Source organism: Exiguobacterium sp. s143 (assembly GCF_018618895.1).
Taxonomy (GTDB): Bacteria; Bacillota; Bacilli; order Exiguobacteriales; family Exiguobacteriaceae; genus Exiguobacterium_A; species Exiguobacterium_A abrahamii.
This window is the reverse complement of record NZ_JACSMX010000001.1, coordinates 395878-408324: the sequence shown is the minus strand read 5'-3', so window position 1 is coordinate 408324 and position 12447 is coordinate 395878. Positions and strand designations below refer to the sequence as shown.

The following is a 12447-nucleotide window of genomic DNA, read 5'->3' as shown; positions in this document are numbered from 1 at the left end:
TAAAAAACTATGTTAGGATATAGGTAGAAAGAAACAATAGAGGAAGGGGTCTTCCATGGAAACACTATCATTGATTTTATTGATGCTTGCGCTTATTTTATTGACGCAAGTCATCGGACATTACATCCGTTTCATCCCAACGGCTTTGATTCAAATCATTGCCGGAACCGTTGCTGCCCTTTTGATGAGTGGCTTTACGATTGAGGTCGAATCCGAGTGGTTCCTCCTCTTATTCATCGCACCGTTACTTTATAACGATAGTTCTCACTTCCCACGAGAAGATTTATGGCGGATGCGGACAGCGATCTTTGGGAACGCAATCATCCTCGTCTTGTTGACGACGATCGTCGGAGGGTACTTCATCAACTGGTTGATTCCGGTCATTCCAGTCGCTGCTGCGTTTGCTTTAGCTGCGATTTTATCGCCGACTGATCCGATTGCCGTCAACGGGATCGCGAAACGTGTCCAGATTCCAGAACAGATTCTGACGCTCGTTCGCGGAGAATCGCTGATCAATGACGCCTCAGGATTAGTTGCGTTTAGTTATGCGGTTGCTGCTGTCGTCACAGGGTATTTCTCGCTTCAAAGTGCGACGACTGAGTTCTTCTACATGTTCATCGTCGGAGCGGTGATCGGATTGACGATCTCACTCGCGATGAACTTTCTCAAGGTTCGTTTGCGTCGCGCCGGCATTGAAGACGTTGTCTTTTATGCCTTGCTGCAAATTTTGACGCCATTCATCATCTTCTTCATCGCCGAAGAAGGGTTTCACGCGTCAGGCGTCATCGCCGTTGTCACAGGTGGTATCTTGCATGCCTTGATCAAAGAACGGACAGAAACGTTCTTTGCACAAGAGCAGACGTTGACGGATAACATTTGGACGATGATTGCGTATACGCTAAACGGAATCATTTTCTTATTGCTTGGTTTGACGTTGCCAGAAGCGACACGCGAGATTTTCGCAGATGACGCGATCAACAACTGGCGTCTCATGTTATATGTCATCGAAATCGGATCATTCATTCTCGCGATCCGTCTCGTCTGGACGATGTTCTTCAATTGGTTTGATCATCGGTTCTTCAAAAAAGAGGACCGGGAGCACCGTCGACCGTCCTTCAAACAAGATTTGATCACGACACTAGTCGGGGTTCGCGGAACGATCACGATGGTCGGGGTGTTATCTTTACCGTTCCTGACGGAGTCCGGTGAAGCCTTCCCGGAACGCTCGTTGATCATCTTCCTTGCAGCGGGTGTCATCATCTATACGCTCGTTCTCGCAACAATTCTCTTACCGGTATTGAACCGTGGTGAGGCGGCAACGCCGATCGCACTCGACCTGAATGCCCAAAAACAACGGATGATTCGCCGGGCGATCTCAGAGATTAAGCAAGTGACGGATGAAGACAATGCAGTCGTTGCGTTTGATCTTCTCAATGAGTATCATGTCATGCTTCGATTACTGCGAGCGCAGGAGAAAAGTCAGGAAGAACTAAACCAGTTCAATGACCAATTAAAAGCCTTACGTCTTGAAGCCGTTCAGTGGGAGAAGGAAGAAACGAAACGCTTCGTCGCTGAACACAAGGTGCCGGATCTGCTGAAGAAGGACGTTTTCCGCTCGATCGAAAATCGTCGTAAGGCGATCGGCAAGGATTCGCGTTTCCAAATCGTCCAACCGATCCGTAAACTCTGGTGGAAACGGAAACGATCGAACATGTCGTCTGATGCGTTGATTCAAATGACACAAGTCGAGCATGAACTATATGAAAAGGTAATGGGCACAGTGATTGAACGTCTCGAGAATTGCCGTTCATCGTATCCGCCAGACGTCGTTCAAAGCGTGCTGGAGTTCTATAAACGACTTCGCTTCAAACATACGCGCTGGTCGTCACCAATCGGTGGCAAGGACGTCGATCAGCAAAAAGAAGAACTTTGCTTGAAAGCGATCGAAGTTCAGCGTCTTGAAATCGCGAATATGTCGAAAGAAGGGGATCTCTCGAACGAAGAGGAGAAGGAATTACGCCGCTTCATTCACTACATCGAGAGCGTCGTTTTGTACGAATACGTTGAATAATATTTATCAAAAGACAAGAAGAGCAAACTTCAAATGCTCTTCTTGTCTTTTTTTATATCATGACTTGAGTGCCAACTTCCGAAAAAATAAAGCGAGTAACTGTATGGGCATATGGATGGATTTGTTCTATAAAAAATTCTGCCTCTTGAAACGTTTGGAAATGTAATTTTAGCATGAAGCAAGAATCACCTGATATTCGATAACAAAAGTCAACGTTAGTAAGTTGCTGTATGTGATTTTTAAATATATCGTAGCGTCCTTCTTTAATGGTTGCTTCTACTAAGCATTCAATAGGAGACCCTAACTTTTCGTAATCGATTTTTAAACTGTATTTTTGAATGAGTCCAAAAGATTCCATTTGTCGGACACGCTCTGTTACGGAGGGAGCGGATAAATTAACTCGTTTTGCTAATGAACGCATCGATAATCGACTATCTTGAGCTAATTCATTTAAAATTTGTCGATCAATTATGTCAATTTTCAATTGTAAATCCTCCTCCGAAATAAAATGTTGAACAGTGAGTATTTTATCGTCAAATGTATCAAATGAAATGCAAGGATGCTTGATTATTATATAAAATATTTTGTAGAAGGAGTGACGAGAATGACAAAAATACCTTTATCCCAAATAGGAGAAACACCGTTTCAGAAATTATTAGGTCACAACGCCAAAATCTTAAATAGTTGGACGATGCTTGAAAGAGACTTGGTTGAAGAAGGAATCCTAAGTTCAGATTTGAAAGAACAAGTTCGAAGAACATTGGCACAATCAAATGGATGTGCCTATTGTAAGGCTAAAGGAAAGCCGAAGAAGAACATCATGGATGAAAAAATGATTTTAGCTATTGGATTTGCAGATCTCTTTTTAACGGTAAAGGGGAATATTCCTGATTCCATATTTTCATTGATGAAAGAAACATTTACTGCTCAAGAAATCAGCGAGTTATGTGCGTTCATTACGTTTTGTACAGCATCTCAATATTTTGGAGCAATCATGAATTTACAGCCAACAGATATCCCTGATTCGACTTATACTTAATTGAATGCTCATTAGTTCAACGTAAATATAAAGAAATACTAGGATATATTTGATTCGTTATTGTTAGTCTGAAGATAAAAATGTAACTCTTTAATAAAGTGATAAAAATTGAATTTTTTGTTGGTCTTAATCATTTTCTTTACATCAGAGGTTTTCCTCTAGTACTTTCCGAACAGCCCAACGTTGATGTTCGTGGAATAAATCTTCTGTTGCTTTAGAAGGATTAATCCACCTTAAAAAGTAGTTTTCTTCAATGGAATCTTTTATTTTTTTATCCACATGACAGACATAAAAATAACCTTCACCCAAATAGTAAGTACATTCATTATGAGAGTAGAAATATCGATTTGCGCGTCCGATAAAAGCACTGATTTCGATATCCAGTCCGGTTTCTTCTAAAACTTCTCTTTTAAGACAGTCCTCGTGCGTTTCGTGTGCGTCGATTCCGCTACCTGGAAGAAAATATTTACCGTCACTTTTTTGAATGACAGCTATTTTGTCTAACTGACGATTGAACATTACAGCATAGACAGCCGGTCTTGTTATGTAGCGTTGATTATTTTCTTTCTGACCAAAGGAGATGACATCCATTCCTGCATCCGTCCTTTCATATGGTCTCTCATTTTGAATTATACCTTAAAAAGTAACTTACACGGAGGAGCTACTCATTCATGGGCATCACCGATACAAAAACCCCTCATTTCGATTTAGAAATGAGGGGTTACCTATGAATAAAGATGGTTCGTTTCAAACGAAATGTTTAATTGATTAACCGAGCGACAAGTATTTGACTTCGAGATAATCTTCGATGCCGTAGACGCCACCTTCACGGCCAAGACCACTCTCTTTATAGCCACCAAATGGGGCTTGTGCTGCAGATGGCGCACCATCGTTCAGACCGACGATCCCGTATTCGAGTCGTTTTCCGAGCATCAATGCTTCATCGATGCGTTCAGAGAACGCGTAAGCCGCTAGTCCGTATGGCGTGTTGTTCGCCCGTTCGATGACTTCATCAAGTGTCTCAAAGACAGAGATCGGTGCGAGCGGACCAAACGTCTCTTCCTGCATGCAAAGCATGTCTTCTGTGACATTCGCAAGCACGGTTGGAGTGACGAAGTAGCCGACAGATTCGTCAATCGTACCACCAGTCAGGATCGTTGCACCTTTTGCGACAGCGTCATCGATGTGTGCTTTGACTTTTGCGACGGCTTTCGCATTGATCAATGGACCAACTGTCGAGTCAGCGTCCATCCCGTTACCGACTTGCAGTTGTTTGACGGCTGCTGTGAATTTTTCCGTGAATGCGTCAAGAACAGACGCTTGCACGTAGAAGCGGTTCGTCGCGACACACGCTTGTCCACCATTTCGGAATTTAGAGCGCATCGCGCCTTCGACGGCTTTATCGAGATCCGCATTTTCCGTGACGATGAAGGGTGCGTGACCACCGAGTTCAAGTGATAGTTTTTTCATCGTATCGGCTGCTTGACGCATGATCAACTTCCCGACGGCTGTTGAACCTGTGAACGTGATCTTCCGGACGCGAGAATCGGCTTGCCAGACGCCACTGATTGTTGCCGCGTCACCTGTTAGGACGTTGATGACACCTTTAGGGATACCTGCTTCTTCTGCTAATTCAACGAGACGAAGTGCCGTAAACGGTGTTTCTTCCGATGGTTTAAGGACAATCGTACAACCCGCTGCAAGAGCCGGTGCAAGTTTACGTGTGATCATCGCTGCCGGGAAGTTCCATGGTGTGATCGCTGCGACGACACCGACTGGTTCTTTTTCGACGAAGAGTCGTTTTCCTGGAACAGAAGCCGGAATCGTTTCACCGTAAATCCGGCGTGCTTCTTCAGCGTACCAACGGACGTATTGATTGCCGTAATCGACTTCACCGAGTGCTTCGACGTACGGTTTTCCTTGTTCTGTCGTCATGATCCGAGCGAGTTCCTCACGGTGTTCGTTGATCAAGCGATACCAGGCATCGACTAAATTCGCGCGTGTGTCTGCTGTTTCATTTGACCACTTGACGAATGCTTCGCTCGCTGCGTCAACGGAACGTTGTGCGTCTTCCGCTGAACTTGCAGGAACATGTCCGAGCAGTTCTTTCGTTGCTGGGTCGTAGACCGGAATCGTTTCTGTCGTATCGTACCATTCACCATTAATTAAGTTCTTTTCAATCATCTTGTTGCACCTCCGTGAATTTCGTTACGCTCCCTATTAAACACCTCAAGAAGAAGAAGCGGAAGTTCCGCTTTGGATGGACCGTCATAACGAAACGGAATAGCTCAACAAAATAGTTAATCGACTGAATAATCGGGAACAGTTACAATATATGGGGAATCAAAATGTCAAAATTGATAAAGGGGTCGAAAGAAATGAAACGGAACTGGATCATTGGCGGTGTGACGCTGAGCCTACTGCTAAGTGGATGTGGGGAAAAAGAAGTCGTTGATAAAAAGTCGGACAAACCACGCGAGACACAGCAAAAAAGACAAGCTTCGCAACAAGCATACATAGAAAAGACACTGCAGCGTGCGGATCGTTACGCTGCCCAGTACGATTATGACCGGGCGATTAAAGTGTTAAAACCCGTGCGCACAAAAGAGACGAAACAGAAAACGGAAGAATATGAACAGAAAAAGCAGGCGCTCCTGCCTGTGAAAAAACCTGTGCCGCATCTCTTCTTCCATTCATTGATTGCTGATCCAAAACAAGCATTTGACGGCGACCGGAAGGAAGCGGGGTACGATGATTACATGGTGACGCAACAGGAATTCGAACGGATTTTAGATGCGTTGTATAAAAACGATTACGTACTCGTCCGACCAACAGACTTAGCAAAAGAGATGAACGGGAAGATCGTTGAAACACCTGTCCGTTTACCAAAAGGAAAACACCCGCTCGTGCTCTCGCAAGATGATGTCAATTATTACGAATACATGAAAGGCGATGGATTTGCGAAAAATTTAAAAGTGAAGGACGGCAAAATCGTCAACGCAATGGTTGGAAAGCCGGATGGTGCCTATGATCTCGTACCAATCGTCGATGCGTTCGTCCAGTCGCATCCTGACTTTTCCTATAAAGGAGCAAAAGGGTTGCTCGGTATCACAGGTTATAACGGGGTGCTCGGGTATCGTTCCTCCTACAATCAATATGGACACAATAAAAAGGTCGAAACGGCACGAAAACAAGCGAAACAGACCGCCATCGCATTAAAAGAGGACGGCTGGCAGTTCGCGAGTCATACGTACGGACATATTTGGGTCGGAAAAGAATCAGTCGCGACGATTCGTGCGGATCTTAAACGCTACAAACAGGACGTTGCCCCGCTGATCGGAAAAACGACGCAACTGATTTATCCATATGGCAGTGATGTCGGGGATTGGCATGAGTATTCGGGTGAGAAATATCGTTTGCTCATCGATAGCGGTTTCCGTTATTTCTTCAATGTTGATGCGAGTCAACATGCGTGGAAACAAGTTGGACCCGACTACTTCCGCCAAGCTCGAATCAACGTTGATGGGATTCGTTTACGTCAAGCCGTTGCTGGAAAGACGAGCGTCCTCGATCCATTCTTTGATGCGAAAGAGGTCTTTGATCCAGCACGACCGGAACGGAAGTGACATGGTCCTTCGATTGATCAACTAGCTAGTAGTGAGAGGAGAGCTTTTCCTCTTTGACGGTAACGTTCTAGGTGATTGCTCAATTCCTCGTTTGAAACGATAGAATCAGATAAAAGATTAAATGTTTGTCGAACGAAATGAAAATTGAAACAACCCGAAAGCCAGAGTAACGATTTAAGTCGAACAAAATCATCGTGATCAAAAATATTCATGTCATAGTTTTCTAAAATCGTTTGCGCTAGTTCAGGGGACACGCTAAAAGAATGAATCCCTTCATTACGTGCGTACCATTTAAGGATCCATGCGAGGTCTTGTATACGATCAGAGTAACCGATATGCTCATGATCAACGATTCCGACGATATGATTGTTCTTCCATAATATATTTAGTGCATTGAGGTCTGTTGATAATACAGGTAGCACATCGTTCTTCAATCTGCGTTGTGCCTGATAGATATGGAACTGGACGAGATCGAGATAGTTACCTAACCTTTGTTGGTCTATTGAGGTGATGACAGTACCCACCTTTGATAGATCATGATGCCATTTTTGGTAGGCGACGGTATGGTCAACGACCGGAAAAGAAAATTGTGAATCGACCGGTATATCATGTAGCTGCCTGAGCAACGCACCCATTTTTGACGCTGATGATTTAGTTTGTGCAGTAATATGTGTGACGTCTATCCAATCAAAGAGGACACAGCGCCATGCTTGACCAGCATCATCCCGAATCAATGAAAATGTATTTGAGTCAGTTGTCGGTTGAACGCGTTTCATGAAGGGGAGTCCGTGTGCACGTATCCTATCAGTTGCGTATAATTGCTGATTCAAATCAGATGCAGAGGCAAGTTCTGTCTCAGAACTATATCGATCATCCGCAAGAAGGCGTAAAGAATAAGCGTTACTATTACAGATTATTCGATAATGTTTGTCACCATGAATTCCGAAAGTCGATAAAGAGATTGAATGATCTAGAGCAGAATCATATGAAATCCCAAATCGTGATAGAGCGATCGAAATCAATTGATTATCTTCAGGACACATAGTTCACGCTCCTCAAACGGTATAGCTCAAAACGGTAGTGGCTGCGTCCCGTCCTGATCCGTAAAGTGATAGGTCTTCGCGAGATCGGCAACGAAGACGGCTTGTCCAGAATAACGGCTAACATCGTCATCCGCCATCAGCGCTGTAACGGCTCGTCCGATATAGGTCGTCGATTCAGTCGCGGCACTCGCGAAACCGGCATCGACAACCCGTTCCGTCCGCATGAAACCGGGGCAGAGCGCGATAACGGAGATGGTCGTCTGAGCTAACTCCTGCGCCATGACGTGCGTCATCCGATTAATCGTTTGCATCGCCAAATCATAATAGAGGTTTCCCGCCATCTGATTTGGAGTGAATGACGTCAAATTGATGACGAGCGCAGCTGGACTTTGTTGTAGCAATGGCATCGCAGCCCGAATCGTCCACAAATACGCTTTTGGTCCGGCAGACATCATCGCGTCCCAATGTTCCGGTGGTCGCTCCCAAAACCGTCGTCCGGTTCCAGACGGCAAGTGGCTTTCCGAACCACCGAACACGCAGTTGACGAGGAGATCGATTCGACCATGTTGGTGCTGAATCTGCTGAATCAGACGATCGATGTCCATTTGATTCGTATGGTCACAAACGACGGGAATGCCAAGTCCGCCGCGTGCTGTGACACCAGCAGCTGTCTCTTCGATCGTCTCTCTACGGTTGTCCGTTGTCTGTTCATTCGTACTCCGTCCCGTGACGTAGACAATCGTTCCAGCGTCACCCAAGGCATAAGCGATGCCACGTCCGGCACCACGGGAGGCGCCAGCGACGAGTGCAATCCGTTTTGACATGATGAAACTCCTTTCAGATAGAGAAGACGGATGGGCAGATGCGCATCCGTCTTCTTCTGTCTTTAAAAACCTTTAATCGTCATCCCACCATCGACATAAAGCGTTTGTCCGGTCACGTAACGGGCTGCAGCAGACGATAAGAAGACAGCTGGTCCAACCAGTTCTTCTAATTCACCGACCCGACCGAGCGGTGTCACGTCAACGATGTCCTGCAAGTATGTAGGATCTTTCAGTAATGGTTCCGTTAATGGTGTCTTAAAATACCACGGTCCGATCGCATTGACACGAATATTTTGTGGTCCCCATTCAAGCGCCAGTACTTTCGTCATCTGAATCATTGCCGCTTTCGTCGTCGCATACACGACACCGGTCCGTAAGGCGACGTGACCAGCAACCGAGGCGATGTTCAGAATGCTTCCACCTGTCTCCTGCATCCGTTTACCAATTTCTTGAGCAAAGAAGAAGGCGGATTTCAGATTCGTCTGTTGGATCGTTTCCCACTCGTCTTCCGTCACATCGAGTGCCTTCGAGCGAATGTTCATTCCAGCGTTGTTGACGAGCCCATCAATCTGCGTTACTTGTTCGTAGACACGAGCTACCGTCTCGACGACTTGTTTCCGGTCAGTGATGTCGCACGGGAAGATGTAAGCCGTTCGACCGAGTCGTTCGATTTCTTGTGCCGTCTCCTTCAAATCCCGTTCCGTCCGGGCGACGAGAATGATGTTAGCACCGGCTTCTGCCATCCCGATGGCGAGCGCGCGTCCGATGCCTCGTCCAGCTCCAGTGATAAGAAATGTCTGATCGGTTAACGAAAAACTTGGAAGATACATGATGTCACGTCCTTTTATTGAGAGTCACCACTTACTCTAATGAAAAATTGACTGAAAAGAAAGAAAAATCACTCCATAGTAAAGTAGAGATGGTAAAATATTGAAAAGGAGGGATGAGATGAAGCGTGGTTTAGTTGTGACATTATGTATAGCACTCGTGAGCCTTGCTGCTATTCAACTAGTCGGTACCGAAGTCTATCGTTATTTCTTTTATGATCCGGCAACCTATCAAGCCCGATTTATGTTTGATGGAGGCGGGAAAGAAGAAGGAAAACCGACCAAGCAAAAAATGGACATCCAAAGCGGGGGATTTGCGGATAAGGATGCCTTAGGTGTTGCTACCTTTTATGGCGTCGTCGGTCTTATCATACTACTGATTGTCATCTTCAGTGTGCGATATTTCTTGAAGCGTTTGCGAAAACGACGCAAACGAGAGAATGTAATCGACGATTTAATGGATCCGCCGCCGGTGTTTTCCCCAAATCGTTCGACACGACAAACACTTGTTGGTGAAGAATCAGAGTCAGAGATTCGCCGTCTGTTACAAACGTTCGATCGGCAACTGACACGACAAAAACGCCGCCGCTCCGAAGAGACGGTCGGCGAATGGTTACAACGGATTGATGTCACGCTTGATCCATCGATCTACCATCTCGTCCGGTACGGTGACACACCGGATTCGGCGATTTCACAAGATCAAGTCGATGGGCTGAGGCATGAACTACAAGTGCACCTTCAGCGCGACTGACCAAGTAAATCAAGCAGAATCGCATGATGAGAGGCGTCCCGTGAGACGAGTGACAATTCACGGACGACATCAAACCCGTCGACCGGTAACGTCTTGATTTCTGGGGATAGTCCGTCTTGGAAAATCTCCGGCAACAGGGCAATACCGAGCCCTGCACGGATGAAACCGAGGACGCTTGAACCGAATTCCATCTCGTTTTCTGCTTGGTAGACGGCACCTCGCTCGATGAACGCGTCCTTTAGGATGTTCGTCGAATCACAATCGATCGGAAGCGATAAGAAAGAGGCGTCACGAATTTGCTCAAACGCCACAGACGTACAGCCTATAAATCGTTCATCGTCTTGATGCACATAAAGCAAAAAGTTCTCCGTATACAAATGCGTCGTATGATACGGATGGACATGGTGACGATCGTCGAGTAAGACAGCATCGTATCGCCGTTCTTCAAGACCTTGCATCAAATCTATCGTCGTATGCGCCGTCTTCAATTTGAGATCCGGGGCCGTCGCTTGACGCGAGACGTGACGCGGGAGATACGTCATAGCGACGCTTGGCCATGATCCGAGTGTCAACGTCGTCCGTTCGTCAATCGTACCGATCCGTCGTTTCATCTGATCGATCCGGTCAAGCAGTTCGCGACTCTCTTCAAAGACGATTTCGCCAGCTGTAGTCAACGTGACACCATGTGCCGAACGGTGTAACAACGAGACTTCGAGTGCACTCTCAAGACTTTTGATTTGTTTACTTAACGCCGGTTGCGTCATATGCAGTACTTCGCTTGCTTTCGTCAGGCTACCGGTCTCCGCGGTGACGAGGAATGCTTCCATCCATTCGGTCTTCATTGGTTCACGCTCTTTTCATACAGGTTGTTTAGAACTTACGCCATTTGAACGCATCTGACAATCATTTTGCATTTTTTATATTCTTAGTTTGGAATATTCTAAATTGGGAATATATAAAATAAAGAGGTGAACGGATATGAATGATCGGATACCAATACGATTCTCAGCTCTCGGAGACGCGACACGGATTCAACTCATCGAAGCGTTACGAAATGGTCCTCGCTCCGTCAATGAGTTAGCTGAACAACTACACTTACGCCAACCGCAAACCTCGAAGCATTTAAAGCTGTTGCTTGACGCGGAACTAATCACTGTCGAACGGCAGGCGAATCGTCGCTTGTATAGCCTTCGCCCAGAAACGTTTCGAGAGCTCGTCATGTGGAGCAACTCGCTTGCACAAATGGAAGCCCGCATGCATCGTCTAGACGCACATTTGAAGCAGATTCAGTCGAACGTGAAGGGAGACGGGACGAATGAAAAAGGAATTGAAGACCTCGATTGAGGGGAAGACTTTACGAATGGAATGGACATGTGAGGCTCCTCGAGATAGTGTCTTTGCTGCATTCACAGAAAAAGAGCAACTCGAAGCGTGGTGGGGACCGGAAGGCTGGGAGACGATGATCAAGACGTTTGAGTTTCAACCGGGTGGTGTATGGCATTATTGCATGCGCTGTGTTGATCCGGCGCAAGGTGACTTTTACGGCATGGAGTCGTGGGGGAAAGCGATTTTCAGACACATCGATGCTCCGAACACGTATAGTCATGCCGATTATTTCTCGGACGCGTCAGGGGCGATCTCAGAACATTTACCAGGAAGCGAGAATGTCACGACATTCCTGGATCACGGGGAGACGACGTTGATCGTCTTCGAGTCGACCTATGAGACAGAAGCAGCCGTGCAAGAAGTGCTCGGTATGGGGATGAAGGAAGGCTTTACGTCGCAACTGTATCGCCTCGATCGTCTATTAGTGAAACAGTGAGAAGGAGTCGGTGAGGGATGCGGAAGCTCAGTCTTATAGTATGTCTGCTTTGTTTAGCCGGTTGCGGAAAATATACGATGGAAGAGGCGAAGGAGAATGGCGACATCATCGTCCAGAAGGATGTTACGAACAGCGACCGATTCGAGTCCTTTTTGAAGAAGTCGAAGCAAGGGGAATCGGATCAGATTCGCATCACGGCGTTTACGACTGAAGGCGACCCGGTGTTGTATGACGTCAAGTATGATGGCAAGTCGTATCACTATACGTCCGATTCATCGCGTGATCAGTTCGGTACGACAGACGATGATCGTAAAAACGAAGTCTGTCGACAACTCGACAAGACGATCGTGAAGCAGAAGGCAACCTATACGTTACGTCAATGCGCTGAAGGAGCGGATCATGAGCTCTTACGATTGCCAAAACAATAATCAAAAAGGATCGTGT

At 46.1% G+C, this 12447-nt stretch carries 14 protein-coding genes; 7 read left to right on the top strand and 7 right to left on the bottom strand.

Features of this window, described 5'->3' with window-relative positions; all coding sequences use genetic code 11:
- Nucleotides 1–55: 55 nt before the first annotated feature.
- A complete protein-coding gene (locus KNQ03_RS02415; protein ID WP_214723411.1) occupies nt 56–2071 on the top strand; it encodes a Na+/H+ antiporter in 2016 nt (671 codons plus the stop codon).
- A gap of 52 nt (nt 2072–2123) precedes the next feature.
- Here KNQ03_RS02415 and KNQ03_RS02410 read toward each other — a convergent pair whose 3' ends face one another.
- A complete protein-coding gene (locus KNQ03_RS02410; RefSeq protein ID WP_214723409.1) occupies nt 2124–2555 on the bottom strand; it encodes an Lrp/AsnC family transcriptional regulator in 432 nt (143 codons plus the stop codon).
- Between the two features lie 120 nt (nt 2556–2675).
- Here KNQ03_RS02410 and KNQ03_RS02405 point away from each other — a divergent pair, with 120 nt between their 5' ends.
- Nucleotides 2676–3110: a carboxymuconolactone decarboxylase family protein gene (locus KNQ03_RS02405; protein WP_029341860.1), complete on the top strand. Its 435-nt coding sequence runs from the start codon at nt 2676–2678 to the stop codon at nt 3108–3110.
- Nucleotides 3111–3254: 144 nt separating this feature from the next.
- Here KNQ03_RS02405 and KNQ03_RS02400 read toward each other — a convergent pair whose 3' ends face one another.
- Nucleotides 3255–3701: an NUDIX hydrolase gene (locus KNQ03_RS02400; RefSeq protein ID WP_214723407.1), complete on the bottom strand. Its 447-nt coding sequence runs from the start codon at nt 3699–3701 to the stop codon at nt 3255–3257.
- A 177-nt stretch (nt 3702–3878) separates the two neighbouring features.
- On the bottom strand, nt 3879–5294 hold the full coding sequence (locus tag KNQ03_RS02395) for an NAD-dependent succinate-semialdehyde dehydrogenase (protein WP_029341858.1): 1416 nt from the start codon (nt 5292–5294) through the stop codon (nt 3879–3881).
- Between the two features lie 194 nt (nt 5295–5488).
- On the opposite strand from KNQ03_RS02395, the gene KNQ03_RS02390 reads away from it, so the two are divergent.
- The gene (locus KNQ03_RS02390; protein ID WP_214723405.1) at nt 5489–6736 is read left to right on the top strand and encodes a polysaccharide deacetylase family protein; all 1248 of its coding nucleotides are present in this window, start codon (nt 5489–5491) and stop codon (nt 6734–6736) included.
- 17 nt (nt 6737–6753) lie between these two features.
- On the opposite strand, the gene KNQ03_RS02385 is transcribed toward KNQ03_RS02390, so the two are convergent.
- The 3 genes from KNQ03_RS02385 to KNQ03_RS02375 form a co-directional block, all read right to left on the bottom strand.
- Nucleotides 6754–7779, bottom strand: coding sequence for a phosphotransferase (locus KNQ03_RS02385; RefSeq protein WP_214723403.1), 1026 nt, complete (start codon nt 7777–7779; stop codon nt 6754–6756).
- Between the two features lie 26 nt (nt 7780–7805).
- Entirely contained in the window at nt 7806–8603 is a 798-nt protein-coding gene (locus KNQ03_RS02380) for an SDR family NAD(P)-dependent oxidoreductase (RefSeq protein ID WP_214723401.1), read from the bottom strand.
- 62 nt (nt 8604–8665) lie between these two features.
- Nucleotides 8666–9433 carry an SDR family NAD(P)-dependent oxidoreductase gene (locus KNQ03_RS02375; protein WP_214723399.1) on the bottom strand — a complete coding sequence of 256 codons (768 nt, stop codon included), beginning with the start codon at nt 9431–9433 and terminating at the stop codon, nt 8666–8668.
- Between the two features lie 118 nt (nt 9434–9551).
- On the opposite strand from KNQ03_RS02375, the gene KNQ03_RS02370 reads away from it, so the two are divergent.
- Nucleotides 9552–10181, top strand: a complete 630-nt coding sequence (locus KNQ03_RS02370; RefSeq protein ID WP_149427502.1) for a hypothetical protein — start codon at nt 9552–9554, stop codon at nt 10179–10181.
- Here the strand turns inward: KNQ03_RS02370 and KNQ03_RS02365 are convergent.
- Entirely contained in the window at nt 10169–11023 is an 855-nt protein-coding gene (locus tag KNQ03_RS02365; RefSeq protein ID WP_133207403.1) for a LysR family transcriptional regulator, read from the bottom strand. The genes KNQ03_RS02370 and KNQ03_RS02365 overlap by 13 nt on opposite strands.
- Before the next feature lie 136 nt (nt 11024–11159).
- Here KNQ03_RS02365 and KNQ03_RS02360 point away from each other — a divergent pair, with 136 nt between their 5' ends.
- From KNQ03_RS02360 to KNQ03_RS02350, 3 genes are read left to right on the top strand one after another with little or no spacing between them, the layout of a single operon-like run.
- Nucleotides 11160–11525, top strand: coding sequence for an ArsR/SmtB family transcription factor (locus KNQ03_RS02360; protein ID WP_055968349.1), 366 nt, complete (start codon nt 11160–11162; stop codon nt 11523–11525).
- Nucleotides 11526–11541: 16 nt separating this feature from the next.
- Nucleotides 11542–12003 carry an SRPBCC family protein gene (locus KNQ03_RS02355; protein WP_251140229.1) on the top strand — a complete coding sequence of 154 codons (462 nt, stop codon included), beginning with the start codon at nt 11542–11544 and terminating at the stop codon, nt 12001–12003.
- Between the two features lie 17 nt (nt 12004–12020).
- Nucleotides 12021–12431 carry a DUF4362 domain-containing protein gene (locus KNQ03_RS02350; RefSeq protein ID WP_214723395.1) on the top strand — a complete coding sequence of 137 codons (411 nt, stop codon included), beginning with the start codon at nt 12021–12023 and terminating at the stop codon, nt 12429–12431.
- The last annotated feature ends 16 nt before the right edge of the window (nt 12432–12447 follow it).